The sequence below is a fragment of the Pedobacter soli genome, from assembly GCF_900101435.1.
Classification (GTDB): domain Bacteria; phylum Bacteroidota; class Bacteroidia; order Sphingobacteriales; family Sphingobacteriaceae; genus Pedobacter; species Pedobacter soli.
In genome coordinates, this window is the sequence record NZ_FMZH01000001.1 from 624,209 (window position 1) to 643,616 (window position 19,408).

At 39.4% G+C, this 19,408-nt stretch carries 19 protein-coding genes and 1 tRNA gene; 4 read left to right on the forward strand and 16 right to left on the reverse strand.

Annotated elements, in window-relative coordinates; genetic code table 11:
• Window positions 1-4: 4 nt before the first annotated feature.
• The 4 genes from BLR37_RS02485 to BLR37_RS02500 are packed head-to-tail and all read left to right on the forward strand — an operon-like array spanning window position 5 to window position 3,427.
• Window positions 5-937, forward strand: coding sequence for a cbb3-type cytochrome c oxidase N-terminal domain-containing protein (locus BLR37_RS02485; protein ID WP_244154576.1), 933 nt, complete (start codon window positions 5-7; stop codon window positions 935-937).
• Complete coding sequence (gene ccoG, locus BLR37_RS02490) at window positions 921-2,288, forward strand: cytochrome c oxidase accessory protein CcoG (protein ID WP_090764139.1); 1,368 nt, start codon at window positions 921-923, stop codon at window positions 2,286-2,288. Before BLR37_RS02485 ends, ccoG begins: the two co-directional genes overlap by 17 nt.
• A 12-nt stretch (window positions 2,289-2,300) precedes the next feature.
• A complete protein-coding gene (locus tag BLR37_RS02495; protein ID WP_090764142.1) occupies window positions 2,301-2,729 on the forward strand; it encodes a FixH family protein in 429 nt (142 codons plus the stop codon).
• A complete protein-coding gene (locus BLR37_RS02500; protein WP_090764144.1) occupies window positions 2,729-3,427 on the forward strand; it encodes a sulfite exporter TauE/SafE family protein in 699 nt (232 codons plus the stop codon). The genes BLR37_RS02495 and BLR37_RS02500 overlap by 1 nt, the downstream gene beginning before the upstream one ends.
• On the opposite strand, the gene BLR37_RS02505 is transcribed toward BLR37_RS02500, so the two are convergent.
• The 16 genes from BLR37_RS02505 to BLR37_RS02580 form a co-directional block, all read right to left on the reverse strand.
• Window positions 3,428-4,342 carry a helix-turn-helix domain-containing protein gene (locus BLR37_RS02505; RefSeq protein ID WP_090764147.1) on the reverse strand — a complete coding sequence of 305 codons (915 nt, stop codon included), beginning with the start codon at window positions 4,340-4,342 and terminating at the stop codon, window positions 3,428-3,430.
• A 17-nt stretch (window positions 4,343-4,359) separates the two neighbouring features.
• On the reverse strand, window positions 4,360-5,154 hold the full coding sequence (locus BLR37_RS02510) for an SDR family oxidoreductase (protein WP_090764152.1): 795 nt from the start codon (window positions 5,152-5,154) through the stop codon (window positions 4,360-4,362).
• 187 nt (window positions 5,155-5,341) lie between these two features.
• Window positions 5,342-5,896 carry an REP-associated tyrosine transposase gene (locus tag BLR37_RS02515; RefSeq protein ID WP_090764154.1) on the reverse strand — a complete coding sequence of 185 codons (555 nt, stop codon included), beginning with the start codon at window positions 5,894-5,896 and terminating at the stop codon, window positions 5,342-5,344.
• A gap of 198 nt (window positions 5,897-6,094) precedes the next feature.
• Complete coding sequence (locus tag BLR37_RS02520; protein WP_090764157.1) at window positions 6,095-6,598, reverse strand: DinB family protein; 504 nt, start codon at window positions 6,596-6,598, stop codon at window positions 6,095-6,097.
• 111 nt (window positions 6,599-6,709) lie between these two features.
• The gene (locus tag BLR37_RS02525) at window positions 6,710-7,078 is read right to left on the reverse strand and encodes a nuclear transport factor 2 family protein (protein WP_090764160.1); all 369 of its coding nucleotides are present in this window, start codon (window positions 7,076-7,078) and stop codon (window positions 6,710-6,712) included.
• Between the two features lie 344 nt (window positions 7,079-7,422).
• Window positions 7,423-7,887, reverse strand: coding sequence for a DUF6843 domain-containing protein (locus BLR37_RS25695; RefSeq protein ID WP_090764163.1), 465 nt, complete (start codon window positions 7,885-7,887; stop codon window positions 7,423-7,425).
• A 110-nt stretch (window positions 7,888-7,997) separates the two neighbouring features.
• A complete protein-coding gene (locus BLR37_RS02535) occupies window positions 7,998-8,426 on the reverse strand; it encodes a hypothetical protein (protein ID WP_090764166.1) in 429 nt (142 codons plus the stop codon).
• A gap of 178 nt (window positions 8,427-8,604) precedes the next feature.
• Entirely contained in the window at window positions 8,605-9,081 is a 477-nt protein-coding gene (locus BLR37_RS02540; RefSeq protein WP_090764169.1) for a hypothetical protein, read from the reverse strand.
• A 279-nt stretch (window positions 9,082-9,360) separates the two neighbouring features.
• Window positions 9,361-9,885 carry a hypothetical protein gene (locus BLR37_RS02545; protein ID WP_090764172.1) on the reverse strand — a complete coding sequence of 175 codons (525 nt, stop codon included), beginning with the start codon at window positions 9,883-9,885 and terminating at the stop codon, window positions 9,361-9,363.
• Between the two features lie 275 nt (window positions 9,886-10,160).
• Window positions 10,161-10,466: an SMI1/KNR4 family protein gene (locus BLR37_RS02550; RefSeq protein ID WP_090764175.1), complete on the reverse strand. Its 306-nt coding sequence runs from the start codon at window positions 10,464-10,466 to the stop codon at window positions 10,161-10,163.
• Window positions 10,467-10,733: 267 nt separating this feature from the next.
• Window positions 10,734-10,807 (reverse strand) — tRNA-Pro (locus BLR37_RS02555).
• A gap of 138 nt (window positions 10,808-10,945) precedes the next feature.
• Window positions 10,946-11,704, reverse strand: coding sequence for an SDR family NAD(P)-dependent oxidoreductase (locus BLR37_RS02560; RefSeq protein WP_090764178.1), 759 nt, complete (start codon window positions 11,702-11,704; stop codon window positions 10,946-10,948).
• A 133-nt stretch (window positions 11,705-11,837) separates the two neighbouring features.
• The gene (locus BLR37_RS02565; protein ID WP_090764181.1) at window positions 11,838-13,490 is read right to left on the reverse strand and encodes a RagB/SusD family nutrient uptake outer membrane protein; all 1,653 of its coding nucleotides are present in this window, start codon (window positions 13,488-13,490) and stop codon (window positions 11,838-11,840) included.
• A 13-nt stretch (window positions 13,491-13,503) separates the two neighbouring features.
• A complete protein-coding gene (locus BLR37_RS02570) occupies window positions 13,504-16,992 on the reverse strand; it encodes a TonB-dependent receptor (RefSeq protein WP_090764187.1) in 3,489 nt (1,162 codons plus the stop codon).
• Between the two features lie 164 nt (window positions 16,993-17,156).
• On the reverse strand, window positions 17,157-18,302 hold the full coding sequence (locus BLR37_RS02575; protein WP_143009516.1) for a FecR family protein: 1,146 nt from the start codon (window positions 18,300-18,302) through the stop codon (window positions 17,157-17,159).
• 483 nt (window positions 18,303-18,785) lie between these two features.
• On the reverse strand, window positions 18,786-19,376 hold the full coding sequence (locus tag BLR37_RS02580; protein ID WP_090764193.1) for an RNA polymerase sigma-70 factor: 591 nt from the start codon (window positions 19,374-19,376) through the stop codon (window positions 18,786-18,788).
• Between the last annotated feature and the right edge of the window lie 32 nt (window positions 19,377-19,408).

Genomic DNA, 19,408 nt, shown 5'->3' on the forward strand with positions numbered 1-19,408 from the left:
AAGGATGAAAAAATTAAACATCACCCTCCTATTGCTATTACCAGCCATGGCTGCCCTGGCTGCCGATGATAAAGCTGAAGCAGCCACAGTTAGTTCGGAACCAAGTTTATTAGGCCTCAGTCAGGCCGAAACACTCCTGCTCATCATGCTTTTATTTGTACTGGTATTACTGGTTGTATCCATTACCCTACTTAATGCCTTCAAGGTTATGTACCGCGAACAACTTAACCCTACGCCTTACCTGGCACCGGTAAAAGAAGCGGCGCTTGATTACGACAGCTGGTTAAAAACCAAAAAGCACAAGCCTTCTATCTGGAGTAAAATACTTGGGTTAAAACCTATTGAAGCAGAAAAAGACATCGTAATTGAGCATGCTTATGATGGTATTCAGGAGCTCAACAATCCGGTTCCGGCATGGTTTAACTTCTTGTTTTATGGTACTATCCTGTTTGGTGCAGCCTACCTTTTCTATTATTACATTGGTGGCTACGGCTTAAACCAGGATCAGCTTTACGAGGCCGAAATGACGCGTTCGGCTGAAGAAAAAGCAATTTATCTGCAAAAATCGGCCAATGCCATTGATGAAAATACAGTAAAAGCAGATAACGCTGCGCCGATAATCGAATCTGGTAAAACCATCTTCTCGGCCAACTGCGCCGTTTGCCATGGCCCTGCCGGAGGCGGTTTAATTGGCCCTAACCTTACCGATGAGTTCTGGCTGCATGGCGGTGGAATCAATAACATTTTTAAAACCATTAAATACGGCGTTCCGGCCAAAGGAATGGTAAGCTGGGAAAAAACGCTCAGCCCGAAACAGATCAGTGAAGTAGCCAATTATATTTTATCGCTCGAAGGAAGTAAACCCGCTGGTGCCAAAGCACCACAAGGTGAAAAATATGAACCAAACAATGAGGTAAAAGATGCCGGCAAAAAATAAAACCGATAAGCAAGGCAAAGGCCGTAATTTTCTTTATCCGAAGAAACCCTCCGGCAGGTTATACACCTACCGCAAATGGGTAAGTTATGCGCTTTTGCTTTGCCTTTTCAGTTTTCCGTTTGTACAGTTTAAAGGTGAGCAACTGGTATTACTCAATTTCATTAGCCGTAAATTCGTTTTTTTCGGATTGATTTTTACGCCGCAGGATTTTTATCTCTTCGCTTTTGCGATGCTGATTTTTATTCTCTTTGTAATTTGCTTTACCGTGGTACTGGGCAGGCTTTGGTGCGGCTGGGCCTGTCCGCAAACCATATTTATGGAAATGGTTTTCCGCCGGATTGAATACTGGATAGAAGGCGATGCACTACACCAGAAAAAACTGGATGCCCAGCCCTGGACAGCTGAAAAAATCTTCAAAAAAACAGTTAAGCACTTTCTTTTTCTGCTCATATCTTTTGGCATTGCCAATACTTTTCTCGCCTATCTTATCGGTAGCGATATACTATATAAAATCATTACCGAACCGGTATCGGCGCACATTTCGGGCTTTATCTCCATTTGTATTTTCACGGCTGTTTTCTACACCGTTTTTGCTTACGTGCGCGAAATTGTGTGCACAGTTATTTGTCCCTATGGCCGTTTACAAGGAGTTTTACTCGACAACCAGAGTTTAATTGTGGCTTATGATGAAACCCGTGGCGAACCCCGTGGTAAACTTGTAAAAGATGCAGGCCATTTAAAAGGCGACTGTGTAGATTGTGGTCTTTGTGTACAGGTTTGCCCTACCGGGATCGATATCCGCAAAGGAACCCAGCTCGAGTGTATCAATTGTACAGCTTGCATCGATGCCTGCGATGAAGTGATGCTCAAAATCAACAAACCCGAAAGGCTTATTGGTTTTTACAACAACGATTTTATTCAGGCACGTAAACCTTTCAGGGCCGGTTTTAAAGCTTATGGTTATGCGGCCGTGTTGCTGGTGGCCATGATCTTGTTTTCATCGCTCATTTACAACAGGCAAAATGTAGAAACCACCGTATTGAGGACAAGTGGTACGCTGTTTCAAACCCGAGCCGATGGCAGTATCAGTAACCTTTACAATGCCGAGCTGATTAACAAAACCAACCGCGATATGCATTTCAGTTTTAAATCGGCCAATAGTACCGATAGCATCTTATTTATCCAGCAGGAAAACCTCCTGCCCAAAGAAGGAACGGTACATTTAACTTTTTTCCTGATCAGGAAACCGGCACAGATAAAAAGTTATAAAACGGAAGTCACTTTTGAAGTGGTAACCGATAAAAAAACGATCAGCACGGCTACCACAAGCTTTTTTGCCAATCCAAATTAAAAGATAAACGATATGAACTGGGGAAAAAAAATTATCATCACCATGGCCGCATTTATGCTTTTTATACTGGCTTTAGGTGCTTACATGCTCAGTAAACAGGATAATGATACCTTGGTAGAAAGCAATTATTACGAAAAAGGTCTTCGTTACAATGAAGAGTACAAACAGAAGGCAAATACCTTTGCAGACCATGCAGAACCCGTTATTACGGTAAATCCCAATCAGGTAATTATCAGCCTAAAAGACAGCGCCAGTTATACCCTGGTGCTCATGCGGCCATCCAATGCGCGGGCCGATAAAAAGCAAAACGGCAATACCCTGGGCAACAGTCACCTGATTTTATTAGACCGTAAACCCGCTGATAAAGGCCTTTGGTACCTCGATTTAAAATGGAAAAGCAATCAGAAACAATACCAGTATAAAAAAAGTATTACGCTGTAATGAACAACCTGCCACTTGCATTTTTAATGGGCCTGCTCGGCAGCCTGCACTGTGCAGTAATGTGCGGTCCGCTGATGCTGGCTATGCCTTTCGAAAAGAGCAGCAGCTGGCAAACGGGCTGGGCTTTGTTGCTCTACCAATCGGGCCGGGTTTTCACCTATAGCCTGATGGGGGCTATAGCTGGCTGGCTTGGCAGTACTTTTAACCTGGTAGCCAACCAGAAAATACTGAGTATAACCATTGGTTTGCTTTTAATTGTTTTTACCCTATTGCAAATGCGGGCAAGTTATAGCCAGCGGCTCAGTGCGCTACAGTTTAAGCTGATTAACCCTATTGCCAAACTGATGGGCAAACTGATGGGCTTTCCATTATGGCAATTTGTGGCCGGCATGCTCAATGGTATTATTCCCTGTGGCATGGTGTATCTGGCACTGGCTACGGCTGTAAATGGTGCATCGGTTAATAACGGCTTGCAGTTTATGTTCCTTTTTGGTTTGGGTACTTCGCCATTGTTGATGATGATATCAATGGGTGGTATTTACCTCAAAAAATACATTCATTTTAATACCAAAAGGCTTATCCCCTGGTTTATGCTTTTTATGGGCGTATTGCTTTTACTCCGTTCGGCCGAGCTTGGTATCCCGTTTATTTCGCCCAATATGGGTACGCATTTTAATGGCACAGTACTTTGCCGCTAATCAATTAAATGAGTGCCTGAATGCAAGGGGCGATTGATTGGTCTTACTCTTAAATAATTTGCTGAATGACTGAGGATGTTCGAAGCCCAGTGCATAAGCAATTTCGCTCACAGATAAACTGGTAATGCTTAGCTTTTCTTTGGCTTTTTCAATCAGCTTTTCGTGAATATGCTGCTGTGCGTTTTGTCCGGTAAGCGAACGTAGCATATCGCTCAAATAGCGAGGCGAAAGATGCAGCTGATCTGCCAGGTACTCGACTGTGGGCAGCCCCTTGTTCAAGCCATTTTCAGTTTCGAAATAATCGTGCAGCAATTGTTCCATCTTCGAAAGCAGATCGTGGTTAATGGCCTTTCGCGTAATAAACTGGCGTTTGTAGAAACGGTTACTGTAATTTAACAGCACTTCGATATAGGCAATAATTACATCCTGGCTAAAATCATCGATCGGGTTATTCAGTTCACGGTCTATATGCGCAAGAACCTCTAAAATGGTTGTTCGTTCCTTTTCTGCCAAATGCAGCGCCTCATTGGTTTCGTACGAGAAGAAACCGTATTGTTTAATGCTTTTGGCCAAAGGGTAATGGCGGATAAAATCGGGATGGATTAATAAAGTAGAGCCATAAAACTCGGCTTCGGCATCAATAGAAATAATTTGATGAGGGGCGGTAAATACCAGACCACCCTCATCAAAATCGTAATAACCCTGTCCGTAACCTATACGGCCTTTCAGCAGTTTTTTAAAGGAAATTTTATAGAAGCTCAATAAAAAAGTCTCAGGAAGGTGATCTATCAGCGCCGCAATCTTCGTATTATCAACCAGACTTACCAAAGGATGTAGCGGACCAGGAAGGCCCAGCATGCGGTGTAAATCCGAAATGGCATCTATTTTATGCGGTGCGGCGGCAACTTTTTTCATCAGGCTAATTTAAGTATTTATGATCCAAAAATGTTTTTACGCATCTCTTTTCTGAATGCTTCGTAACCTATTTCGGTGCGTTGGGCATACAAGGCTTTGGCATCTTCGCCGGCTACATAGCGCACCTGGTCTTTACCATCGGTTGCGGCTTCGTATACCACTGCTGCAATTTGTGCTGCCGTTGAGAAATTGTCGGCATTAAATAGTCCCCAGAGTTTTTCGTTGGCTTCTTCATAAGCCGGGTGCGAAGGTGCATCGATAGAACGCCCCATAAAATCGGTAGCAATACCTCCAGGAGCTACGGTTTTAACGCTGATATTGAAAAGACCAAGCTCTAACGAAAGACTTTCGCTCCAGCCTTCCAAAGCAAATTTGGTAGCATGGTAAACGGAACCCAGCGGAAAAGCAAACAAACCGCCCATAGAAGTGGTGGTGATAAATGTACCAGCCCCTTTTTCCCTGAAATACGGGATAAAAGCCTGTGTTACGCGCAATACGCCCAAAAGGTTGGTATTTAACTGCCTCACCATTTGTTCATCAGAAATGGCTTCCATTGGCCCAACCAAACCATAACCGGCATTATTAAACACCACATCTACGCCTTGTTGTATCGCCAAATCTACGGTGCTTTTCACCAGTTTTTCGTTGGTTACATCGAGTGGCAAAAGGGTTACATGCGCTAATTGGCCCAGTACAGTTTCTGCTTCGGGGTTACGCATGGTAGCGATTACTTTCCATCCATTTTGCTGAAATAATATTGCGGTGGCCCGGCCTAATCCGGTTGAAGCACCGGTAATAAAAATTGTTTTCATATTGTTTTTCTTTTAACAATACAAAATTCGTCTCCGGGCGGTTCCCCTGCGTTGCCAAAATGCAGCTATTTGTAGCCGAAATGACGTTACACAACCACTGGCGCAAGTCTTAGCGCTCCGGACCTGTGCAATGGCCTGACTTGTGCCCTCGCCAATGAGTCTATGCAACAGACTGAATACCGCTTCATTAAACCAATAAATCAATCTCAATCAATCCTTTACCACCTTCATAATCGATAGCACTGCTATACAAATAGTCTGACGCATTTGTCACCCACCCAGCCTTAACCGGATTATTATGCAAGTAATCAATTCGTTCTTCGAACATATTTAAATGAGGATCTAATTCGATGGGATGATTATCCTGCCGCCAAAACTGAAAGTTTTTATTGTTGCTATTCTGTTGTCCAGCCTTAGCAAACAAATAAAGCATCCATTCTTTTCTGCTTTCAATCGTGCTCTCTCTTATCTCCTTTACTATCCTAAATGATGAATATTTCTTTAAGTCGCGCATAATATTAGATAATAAATAACCCTCTCTGCTACTCACAATTAAATGAACATGGTTACTCATGATTACCCAGGCATGCAAGTTAAGGCCTTTTTCTTTTCTACAATAAGTTAAACTTTCCAATAACAGATCGCTATAAACACTGCGCGTAAAAACATCTATCCATCCTACAACAGCAAAAGAGACAAAATATATTGCACTAGGGTCATGAAATTTATATTTTATGCTCATTTATAAATATAGATGGATTAGAGCAGATAATCAATTTGGTTGTTAGTTTTAAAAGCACAAGTCAACCAACAACGCTATCCTCCCCGCTAAGACTTGCGCTAGCAATACTAACAGCGATCTTCTTTCTTTAAGTATCAACAAAAAGGCTATCTAAAAAAATCAGATAGCCCTTAATAAGTAAGCCTGGTTTCTCCAGATTTAGAATGCTTGCGATTCTTCGTAATTAGGACCATACAACGATGGTACTTTGTTTCCCGTTGCCCTAAGGTGCGAAATCAACTCACCACGATGATGGTACAAATGATTGTAAAGAAATCCTCTGATCACCTGAATCTTCGGCATGGCCGGCATTAAGGCATTCCCCCCTGCAGACATTGTCCAGTTGTTCATATACTTAGATTCATCTGAGTTTTCGATTACCGTTTTTGCCCTCGAAACATTTTCTTCAAACCTGGCCAGGATATTAGCGGCCTTACTGATATCACCTTTATCGTATTTATATGAACCCATATCAAAATCATCCAGATCAAATGTAGGTTCGTACCAGTTGTACACTTCGGCAATGTGCGAAGCGAGCTGGCCTACCGACCAAAGATGTGGTTGCGGACGGTATTCCAATGCACTATCCGGAATCATGGATAATAATTTTCTGGTGTTTTCAGCTTCATGCATGAACTCACCAATTAATGCTTGTTTCATCATTTTTATATTGTTTTGTTATATATAAAAATAAGGAATATTTACGATTGAAACAGCTTTTTGAGTATACAACAGATAAAAATATTTGCCTGCCCAAACCTCATCAAAAATTCTTTAAGATACCTGTAGTGGCACACTGCTTACTGCAATCACCTTCCAATCCTGCTCATGTAATTTCCAAACCCTGGTGAACTTCAGCTTGCTTTCAAACAGCTGATTCAGGTAGCTTCCTTTAATCTCTTTGGTGACTACAACCACTGCGGTATCTCCAAACAGCTGCAACTGCCGGTCTGAAATTGCTAAACTGCTGATTTTTAAATCATGACTGGTATGCGGAGCCAGATCTTCTGCTTTAGTTAGCGTCATCCCCAGGTGATTAACAAATACGAGTTCATTGTGAAGTAATTTATCCAATACTGCTACATCGCTATTTAAGATGGCGGCAACAAGCTGTTCATCTAACTTTAGCACTTTACTTTCCATAGTTGTTTTTTGCTAAAGATATAAAAGCGAAACAGATGAACCTAAATTATTTGCCCAGTTTTCCACCACCTTAGATGATCTGTCATGCTGAGCGCAGCGAAGTATCTCTAAATGATAATATCCTTACAAGATCAAATAAGGACGGGATTAAAAATCCTGACCAACGAGTCTAAAAGATTCGTCATTGCGAGAAGGCTTTTTCAGCCGCCGAAGCAATCTTACAACGATTGCTGCTAATAGCATACGCTTTAAGACTGCTTCGTGCCTCGCAATGACGACGTTCTTTCTTAAAATCTCTCAATAATAGCTCATTAAAGTACTCCGAAAAGTTAGGTAATTTAAATTCAACGCCCATCAATTAAACTGGGAATACTGGAATCATCAAAATCATCTGATTTACTTTTATTTCCTCCAATTGTAATTAACACATAATCGTATTGTTTTGACTTTAAACTTGCCCTATATGAACCTGAATGGTACTGATTAACAAATGCACTACAATTATTAATGGAATAGGGAGGAAAACATATCTCGGATATAGCACGCCTATCATAAAAATAAAATTTCGAATACATCATATTTGTAACGATCTGATTGCCCTTCAGTAATAAGATACCATTTTTTGGAATCTTGTAAATTATACTTCCATTAGACAAACTATCATTCTGACCTGTACTTTGATTATAGATTAACAAAATATTCCCCGTAAAACCTTTAGGGATATAGTATATTTCTTTCGATGGTATTTCCTTGCATCCAAAAATAAATATTGTTAAAAACAGAAGAATGAGAGATAAATACTTATTCATATTTTTTTTCGCTGGTAATTAAAGCTTAAAAGATTCCAGCTCCCTCTACTGGTGCAAGTCTTAGCGCTCAAGTGAGTACATTGGCATTAATGTGCTTTCGTTAAAAGGAATTATTCAAGCTTTAAAAAACTATGTCTTATTTTTTGATTTATCTTTTTATTTAATTGAATAGCACTAATTTCATCTAAAAATTTCTCCCTACCCAACTTTATTATCCACGTTTTTGATAATTCAACCCAATAATTTCTATCACTATTTAATGCCGCTTTTACTATCATTAGAAATGGGAAGTCTCCAACATCAGCTTTAACTTCTGTTTGAAGCTCATTAAACTCGTCTATCATTTTATTAATATCTGAGTAAAATTTATTGTAATTTAACCCCAGCATCCTAATTAAATAAACTGAATTATTTTCTTGGACCAAAATAAATCCCGTAGCTAAAAGCATAACGAATTCGCCGAGTACATTTATTCCAATAACAATTGGGTTTGTATCAAAAAATAATTTTGAAATAGTTATTTGGCTATTTTGTTCCATTATTGAATTCTATTTTTCCACGTAGATCAAAGGTTAAAATCCAGTACAATGGCTAGGCTAAGCTCTTAAAATTATTTTTAGGCACAAGCCAGCATACCCCCTATTGGCTCTAGTCTTAGCGTTTTGGCCTGTGTAACGGCCTCCTAATAAGGCTTGCATCACTGAAACGATTAAGTTATTACATTTCAATATACTCAACTAAATTTCCCTCTATATTAATTATGGCACTATTTGAATAGAAATACAAAACATCACAATATCTATCTGCAACCACAACAATACTTTTTTCTTTATTTATTATATGTATACTAGCGTGCTGTATCCCAAATACAGATCTTGGAGGTGTAATTTCCTTGACAATTTCTGGTGTGTACATAAACTTTATGTAATCATCCAGAATATTCTCATCAAATCTAAATTCATAAACTTTATCATCATCCCACGGAATGATATAGAATATTTGTTTTTCAAGATTTTCAACATTTAATCTTATAAGATTAATAATTACCTCATGCCGAATAACTTCAAATAGATAAGTACTACGGTACTTAAACTTTATTTTAACAACATCTTCAGGAAGTTCTGCGTCTTTATTTAAAAGACTTGACTCTAATTCTATATATTCTTTATTTAGTGTACAATCTTTAAAACTCATATTAATCTTTTGTAAACCTAACTTTAGTTGATGATTTTGTTATTGTACCATCCTTAGCGACTTCTTTAACAGTCTTTGAGAGAGTAAGTTCAACAAATTCCTATCGCTGGCGCACACGTGTCCGTGTGCATTTCCATATCACATTAACAGTATATCTAAATCTATAAGCCCTTGAAATATTGATTGTTAAATTAAAAAATATAACCGTTTTAAAAAAGTAATTAATAGTTACAACCTTTTATATTTCACACGCGGCACGCGTACGCTAGCGAGGGGTTGTTACGAATAAAATCGTTTATTCCAAGTAGGATCGGTATTAACAAATGTTGGTCGTTCACCTGGAGCCAAAAGAAAATAATCTTTTCCAGGCAATACTTTCATCACTTCTTCTACAGGGATTTCTTTTTTTGATTTATAATTTATAGAAAAATCATCATCAGCTCCAATTTTTTCATCAACAACGTAGATCATTTCATTTCTTTCAACTAATATCCATCTGTAGGGATCATTACTCCCGTCATCGATAACAACTTCAATATTAAAATACGTACAAAATAATAAAGCTATTTGAAGACTGTTATAGATCTTCAGTTCCAAACATGTTTGGTCCGACAAAAAGAAAAGTAACTCTGTTCTAAATTCAACATGATAATCTCTGATCTTAATTTCATAATTAATCAAGGCTTCATCGTTTTCTCCTAATAACTCATTAATATCGCAAGATTTTAATTTAAGCCTTGATAATAAAAAATCTCTGATCTCGGACGTACTAATGACAGGTTTTATGTTTAAAATAAAAATCATACCAGTGTTTGGAATAAATAACTCTAATCTTCTTAACCCTACTGGCCAAGTCTTAGCGCCACTGGCCTTGCAACAGCCTGACTTGTGCCCTCGTTAAACCAATAAATCCCTCTTAACAGCAACTATAAGTAATCATAAAGTTTAGATGAATCTCCTAAATATAATTCGATAAATTCTTCAAGGGTACTGGTTATTGGTTTAAATGATAAGTTGTCAGGAATAATCCCAATAACATATTTGTTTTCTTTCTTCAACTCAACCCATACCACCAACTTTTATGCATATTCTGCAAATATGAAAATCTTATCTTTATTTACTAAGTTACAGTCTCGCAATTCTTTTTCTGCAGATACTATTGCGTCTACCGGATAAAACAGAAAACCTTCCTCATCAATTTCATTAGGATAAAAATTCTCCATACCATTAACCCTTGTATAAAACGTTTTAAAATCATCTGGTAGTTTTAGGTCCAGTTTTCTTTCAACTAACCCAATTTCCTCTATTGTCTTAGTTGATATTTCAATTTTTTGACTTCTCCAAAACGCTACAAGTCGAGTAATAATTAAAACAATTCTTTCCATTGCCACAATTCTAATATTTTCTTAAAAGCACAAGTCAACCAACAACTCTATCCTACCCGCTAAGACTTGCGCTGGTAATGGTTCATCATTAAGAAATTAAGGTCATTAATAGGTATAGTTTAAAAATAATGCATTAAAAGCAAACTTAATGTACTTAATACCTTAATGATAAAAATACTCCTATTAGTTAAATATTAGTGCAGATCTCGCCATTTACACAAAACAAAAAAACCTCTAAACTTTACATTTAAAGGCTTCATTTTATTGTCGGGATGAGAAGATTCGAACTTCCGACCTCCAGCACCCCATGCTGGCGCGATACCTGGCTACGCTACATCCCGATGATCAATCTGATCTGAAAAACGAACAAAGATAACATCCGCAACGAAAATCTCAAGAGCAGTGGCGAGATATTTTATTTTTTATTTCCGCAACAGGTTGATCACATCTATCCGCTTCCTCTCCTATCTTTCACAACTTCAGTCATCCTGCATCACAGCATTTTCTTCACCATACACCCAATGGATAACACCCGATGCAAAAGCGGTGTATTCGCTTGCTAAAAACATACACCAGCTATCCGTTTCGTCTGGAGTTGCCATCTGTTGTCTTTCTGCTTCAGCATGCTGAAAGCCACTAAGCGATTCCTGATTTCCAGCTATATTAATAAAGCCCGGTGCAATGCCTACCTTGCTGATATCCGGCCCCCATGCGTTAGACAGGTTTTTGAACAGATCAGTTAAAGGCGCTTCAGCAGCGCTGCCAGAACGGTCTATCAAGCTATTGTAGGTATAACCCGAGGCCATAATCAGGATTACATCGATATTTTCGGCCAGCAGCGGCTTGCATTTTTTGGCCAGGCGCCAATGTGCAGTCAGGTTTGAATGGGTGTTAAACTGCCATTCTTTCGCATTGCTGTTAGCCGAACCGGTAAGTCTATTTTTTCCTGCATTTGAAACTAAAATATCCAATCGGCCGTAACCGCTGCGAATATCGGCCACCAGACCTTCGAGGTCTTCGGTCAGACAAGTATCTGCCCTGAAATAATCGGTATGCACATCATACGATTCCATTTCGGTTAAAAACCGCTGGGCAAGCTCGCTCGTTTCGCTTTGTGTAGCACAACCGATTACAGTACAACCTGCTTTGGCCATCATTTTGGCAATTTCAAAGCCCATACCTGAAGTAACGCCGGTTATCAAAGCTATTTTTCCTTTTAAATCTATAGTAAGTGCCATATTATTTTTTTAAGTGGCAGTATTTTTTTGATCAGCCTGCTTTATGCGCCATCCATGCCTTCAAAAAAATAGCGACCAGGATAAGCCCCGGCCGCTATAATCATTGTGTGTGCATAAGTAGATGCATTTTATTTTAATATCCGCTGTTTTGTTTTAAAACACCTCTGGATAGATCTATCTGAGATTGTGGTATAGGCATTAAATATAATTTATCAGTCCAGGTTCTAACCTGAATCGGTTTAACCGCATCACTAATACTAAAAATTGATTTCATTACCTGTGGTGCAATTTTCCATCTTCTGATATCCATATAACGCTGACCTTCTATAGCCAGCTCTACACGTCTTTCGTTTCTGATCAATTCTCTTAAGGTTGCCTGAGTAGCATATTTAGTTCTGTCTATCACCGGCATACCGGCACGGGTTCTGATCTGATCTAAAGCATCGTATACCGATCCATCTGGACCAGTTAATTCATTTTTAGCTTCAGCATAGGTTAATAAAACCTCTGCATAACGGATCAGGATATTGTTGGCGTGGTTATCAATCTGATCGCGGTAAATTTTCGGATCGACCATTTTACGTACGCTATAGCCTGTTAATGCAGTATTACCAGCACCTTCTGTCCATTTAAAGGTATAATCGTCTTCAATGGCATTCCATGGGTTACCATCAAATAAAATGCTGGCATAGAAACGAGGATCCCTGTTTCTATACTCATTTTTAAATGCCGGATCTTTGGCTTTGTACCATGCAGCACGTTGCGCTGGTGTAGGCGGCGTAATTAAATCGCCGGTTTTATAGCTTGGGTAGCTGTTTACCAGTTCCTGTGTTGGCGCAATAGAGCCCCAGCCCCCTAAATCGGCAGAAGGTAACAAAGTGTTTAAGAAATTGGCATCTTGTTGTGGAATGCGTTGCCTGTCTAAAATCACTTCTGAATTGCCTTCGTTTACCTGGTGAAACAAAGCTTCGTAGCTACGTAAACCTAAACGGAACTTTTTCTCATCATCGGCATTGGCAAAATCTACCCATGTGCTATAATCATCTTTGGCATTAAGGGCATCTTCGTCAGTTACTTTAAACAAACTGTAACCCAGTGTCATTACCTGGCTTGCCGCATCAGCAGCTTGTTGCCATTGGCCATCGTATAAGTATGCACGTGCTTTCAAAGCGAGTGCTGCACCTTTCGTAATGCGGCCTTTTTCGTTTGGTTTGCCCCCTCCATAACTTTGTGGCAAAATTTTAGCAATGGCATCCAGCTCGTCTACTACAAATTTTAATACCTGCGCTTTAGGAGTCCGGGGTATATTTTCCTCGCCCAGTACAACTGTTTTAATTTGTAAAGGCACATCGCCAAACTTGCAAATTAACCAGAAGTAGGCATTTGCCCTGATAAAACGAACCTCAGCTTTATAGCGTTCCAGCAAAGCCTTGTCAATAGCGGTTACCTTATCTGCATTATCTAAAAAGTAATTGGCACGACCAATTGCCGTAAAACCCCAGCCTGCATCTAAAGTAGAATTTACATTACCTGATGATACGGCTGTTGCCGAACTTTCCCAGGGATACTGTGCATGTGCATTATCTGCAGCCGCGTCATCGTACACCATATCATCACCCGGTAACTGGCTGTATACGCCGTTTACTGCCAGGTAAACATCATTTGCATTTTTCCAGAAAGTAGCTTCGGATACCTGGTTTAATGGCGGCCTTTCTAAAAAATCTTTTTTACAAGAAACCAAAACAGTTGCTAACAGTATGCTTGTAGCTATATATATCTTTTTCATTTTTCTATTCAATTTATAATCCTGCACTTAAACCAAACGACCATGTTTTAATACCCGGATAACCTCCGCGGCCCGAAGCCGACTCAGGATCGTAATCGCCTAAACGTTTATCAGCCATGATAGTGAAAGGATTATTGGTAGTTCCGTAAATTCTCAGTTTAGATAAACCAATTTTTTTCACTGCATTTTGAGGTAAAGTATAACCTAAAGTGATACCTCTTACCCTAAAATAAGCACCATTAAATAACCAGAAAGAAGAATAATTATCAATGTTATGACCAGCATCTGCTGTTAATAATGTTCTCGGGAAATTGGCGTTTGGATCAGGGTTTTCTTTTGTCCAGCGATTTAACAACTGTACTTTTGCATTTGCTCCGTTAAAGAAAGGCTGGGATGCTTCCTGGCCCAGATAGGTTTTAACTTTGGCTACGCCATAAGTAAGAATATTAAAATCGAAACCTTTGTAGGATGCACTTAAATTAAAGCCATAATTAATAAAGGGAACATTGTTACCGATGATGGTACGATCGGCCGCATTAATCACATTATCACCATTTAAATCCCTGTACTTAATATCACCAGCCTTGGTACGCGTATCCTGAAAAGCGTGCGCAGCAACTTCCTGATCGCTAACAAAAAGGCCATCGGCAATATAACCGTAAAAAGAACCGATAGATTCGCCTAAACGCTGTATTTGTGAACCATCAGGAAAGTTCGGATCGCCGGTTGGGAAATTATCATTACCATTTTCGCCAATTTTGGTGATTTTACTTTTGATTAATGATAAGTTACCACCTACACTAAAAGTAAAATCTTTACCAATGCGGTTGTTATGAGTAACTGCAAGCTCGAAACCGGTATTACGGGTACTTGCCGAATTGGTAAAAGGTACAGTTAAGGGATAAGTTGCCAATACAGTATTACGCAATAACAAATCTTTGGTATCTTTAATATAATAATCAGCAGTAATGTCTAATTTACCTTTAAACAAGGTGATATCGGTACCAAAATCGGTCATGTATACTTTTTCCCAGGTAGTAGTTGGCCACGATCCGTCGGCCTGCCAGATTCCGTCTTGTGCGGTACCTTCAAAGCTATACTGGAAGCCTGCGTTTAACCGGTTAAAATAGTTCCCGACAGCAACCACATCCTGATTACCTAACGAACCGTAAGAACCACGAAGTTTGAAATTATCAACCCAGCTGATATTTTTCATGAAGTCTTCTTTTGAAACTACCCAGCCCGCAGAAAACGACGGGAAGAAAGCCCTGCGTACATCATCACGGAAACGTGAAGAATAATCGATACGGGCATTAACTTCTAACAAATATTTATTATCAAAAGCATAATTAAAACGGCCGAACATTGAACGCATAGCCCACTCTTCGGCGGCAGTTCTGTTTGCCAAACCATAAACACCAGCAATAATATCATCGCCATTGTTATCCGATAACACATCTTCTCCGTTACCCGAACCATTAATGATAGTACTTAAATCGTTATTAGGGAAGTTTCTGCGGCCAAGAAATGCACTTCTAAGCACATTGCTTTCTTGCGATGCACCTACGGTTACCTTACCGTAATGTTTGCCAAAAGTGCGCTCGTAATCTGCAGTACCTTGTACCAACAATTCTTTTCTTTTAACCCAATACTCTCTTAAATCGTTCTGCGTACCATTGCCGGCAGGTAATGCAATCGGGTTCCCGGTTAAAAAGTTATTAATCGGAACCATGGTGTTGTTAAAAGCTGTACTGTTGTTGTTGGTAAACTTTAACGAAACCAATCCATTAATCGATAAGCCTTTTAATGGCGTTAGGGTAGCATTGGCAGCCGTTTGCAACAAATTATTACGGTTGCTGCCTTTTGATGATTCAGCGATCATGCGGGCCTGGTTTCGGTATGGAAGTGAGCTGCTGGCAACTGTTCCATTATTTACCGAACCCCATTGGCCATTGCTTTGGCGAAAAACAGTAGTGGGTAAAGAACGATTTAGCTCTGTCCACGATAAATTACCCAAACGATCGAAAGCCTGGTTAATGAAAGAGATGTTGGTACCAATCTTTAAAATGTTCTCTACAACTTTGGTTTCGGTATTTAGTTTTGCGCTAAAACGGTCCTGATCTTTATTTGGAATTAATGATTCCTGCGTTAAATAATTTAAGCCTAAATAACTACTTGTAGTTTTACCAGGTGCATTAATATTTAAATTCACGTCGCTTTGTGGAGCACTCGATCTTAAAACTTCTTTGTACCAGTCAGTATTGGGATATAAATCTGGCTGAGAACCGTTTCTATACAATTCTATTTGTGCTGGGGTGTAAAGGGGGCTACGGCCCACGTTAGTTAAGGCTTCGTTATATAGCGTAGTATAATCAACAGACCCTAAATATTTGGCGATACGGGTTGGCGATTGCCAGCCATAATTGGCATTTAGCTCGATACTTACTTTATCGCCACCACCACGTTTAGTGGTAACCATAATTACGCCATTGGCCGCCCTTGATCCATACAAAGCTGCAGACGAGGCATCTTTAAGTACCGACATGCTTGAAATATCGTTCGGATTTAATGTAGCAAACTCCTGCGAACTGGCCGGAATACCATCGATAATATAAAGCGGTGTACCTGCGCCTGCCAAACTACTTCTGCCCCTGATATTTACAGCAGTACCACCTGTGGCACTAGCACTTACATCGCCAGGGCGTTGTAAAATAGTTAAACCAGGCGAAATACCTTGTAAAGCATTTTGAATTGAAGTTACCGGGCGTTCTTTCAGTTGTTTTGGGGTAATGGTAGCAACGGCACCGGTTAAACTCGATTTTTTCTGCGTACCATAAGCCACCACAACCACATCATTTAAATCGTTGGTTTGCGGCACTAAAGTAACTTTTAAGGTTGCGGCAGCTTTTACCTCTTTGGTTTGGTAGCCCAGATACGATACCACTAAAACAGCATCGTCGGCTAAGCCTGTTAGTTTAAAATTTCCGCTCTCATCGCTAATGGTACCTTGTTCTTTACCTTTTACTTTAATGCTGGCACCGGGTATTCCCTTGCCAATTTCATCTAAAATGGTACCGATTACATCAATCACTTTATATACGGGCGTTTCTTGTCCGGTTTTAGTTGCGGGCGCCACAGTTGCAGGCCTTTCTTTAACCACAATGGTGTTGGCCTGTATGGAGTAAGTTAAGGGCTGATCTTTAAAACACTGATTTAAAGCTTCGGCCAGCGTAACATCCTTAACATCGATATTTACAGCTTTTGATTTTTTTAAATCGCTCTGGATAAAAAATACATTAAAACCGCTTTGGCTTTTAATGGATTTGAGCACTTTTTGTAAGGATGCATTTTTCTCGTTCAGCGTGATGTTTTTTTGTGCAAAACTGCTCGCATTAACGTGTAAAAAAGCTACAAAAAGCAAGATAATGGTTAGCTTCATGGATAACAGAATTTTATGCTTTATACGGCCTGCGCTGTATAAATTAAAATCGTAAATTTTCATACATTTGTTAGGTTTTGGGTTGATATAAATGCTTATAGCTGTTGCTATTGCATTTACAATGTTTTAACTATTTGGTTATCGTTAGGGCATTTTTCTAATCCGAAACTTTGAGCGGGTTTCGATTGCAGTCGAAATCCGTTTCTTCAGATTAAAATTTTAGGGTATTACTTTATAATTTTAATCCTCCTTCCTTCTATCTTAAATTTAAACTTATCGGTTGATTCTAATATTTTTAAGGTTTCCTGCAGGTTGTTGTGTTTAGAAAAAGAACCACCGAAATAAATGCCGTCGAAATTACCATCGTACTCGATTTCCACATCGTACCAGCGTGCCAGCTTTTGCATGGCTTCTTTAATTCCCTCATTATTGAACACGAAGAAACCATTTTTCCAGGCAATGTATTCTTCCACATCAACCTGGTTAATTTCGAAACCAGTACCATGAAATACAGCTTGTTGTCCGGGTTTTAACACTCCGGTTGCCATTGGACTAAAATTTTTAACGGCTACCCCACCTTCTACCAGTGTAGTTTTTATTTCGGGCTCGTCGGCATAGGCACTTACGTTAAAATGAGTACCCAATACACTGATTTCCTGTTTGGCCGTGGTTAGTTTAAAAGGTTTATTTTTGTTTTTGGCCACTTCAAAATAACCTTCGCCAGTTAACATCACGTTACGGTATTTACCATTAAAAGCAGTTGGATATTTTAATGATGAAAGGGCATTTAACCACACTTTGGTTCCATCGGGCAAGGTTACCTGATACTGGCCGCCTGCCGGAGTACTAATGGTATTGTAACCGCTTGCTTGTTTACCGGATGTATTTTCAACAATGGCATAAACCAGCTGACCATCGGCAGTTTTAGTAATCTTAATGCCTTCCTGACTGGCGATGGTACCATTAACGGCCTCATCTAAATCAATTTTAGTACCGTTGGCTAAGGTTAAAAAAGCTTTATTGCCACCCGGTTTAATTAATGCAGCTACTTTATTGGTGTTTTTATCTGAGATACGTCCACTTAACCAATATGCACCAAAGCCCAAAACAGCAATTATTGATGCCGCAACGGCCCAGCGGTAGAACGATCTTTTAGGTTTTGTCTGCTCCTTGGCATCAATTTGCAGATTAATATTATTCCAGATTTTTTCGCCTGTTATCTCCTGCTCAGCTTCGTCAAATCCGGTATCTTGCTGCAATTTATTTTGCGCCAATTGTTCATTATACCACGATTCAAGCTCGAGGCGTTCTTCTCCACTGGCAGTACCGGCTATATACTTTTCTGTTAAACGTGTTAATGCTGCTTTATTCAATTTGCTGTGGTTTGGGTGTATGTACCCTAAATGAAGGGTATCCCCCAAAAGAATTTTAATTATTTTATAAAAAGCTATTTAACAGTCAATTAAATTTCCATAAAAATTAACCATATAAGTCATTTAAGGAAATATAAGAAGGTAAAAAACTTATTCAAAACCATATAAAGCATTAAAGAAAATGTAAGCTTACCTTAAGTGCACTTATTTGTCATAAATGGTTTATAATTTTACCTTAGACAGGAAGTTCAACTGAGGCAGGCTTTGATTAAAGCTAAGGTGTTCTAAGGTGTCTTAGGTGGTAAAAACTTATTCAAAACCATATAAGGCATTAAAGAAAATGTAAGCTTACCTTAAATGCACTTATTTGTCTTAAATGGTTTATAATTTTACCTTAGACAGTAAGTTTAACTGAGGCAGGCTTTGATTAAAGCTAGGTGCATTAAGGTGTCTTAGGTGGTAAATGAACAGTTGTGAAAAGGGTTACTTACCCCAGATACCCCCCAGCAGCAGTACTGCCCAAAATAAAAATTCACCCATATCGGTGCGCAGGCGGCGTAATGCAATGGTAATCTGGTTTTCGACGGTTTTAGGCGAAATATTTAAACGTTCGGCTATTTCTTTCACACTGAGGTGTTCTTTCCTGCTCAGGATAAATATTTCCTTACATTTTTGGGGTAGCTGTTCAATGCTTTCATTCAGCCGCTGGGTAATTTCCTTTTCGGCGAAAGCATTTTCGGCATTGTGGGCACTTACCAGTAAATCGGTATCGTGCAGCAGATCGGTACGCATTTTTCCATCCCTGATGGCTTTAAAAACCTGAAAACGAACGGCTGTAAACAAGTAATTATTGAGGTTATCAACCAGGGTATATTCCCGCTTTAGCCATAAGCTCACAAATATTTCCTGAATGATATCTTCTGCTGCTTCTCTGTTACGTAAAATCTGATAGGCCGATAAATATAACTTACTCCAGTACCTGCTGTAAATTCTCCCGAACGCAGCCCGGTCGTTACTTTGCATGTTACTCACAAGCAAACTATCAGGCCATAGTTCGAGGTTATCAGGTTTCATTTTTTATAAGGATTAGCTTTTACAATGCTAAG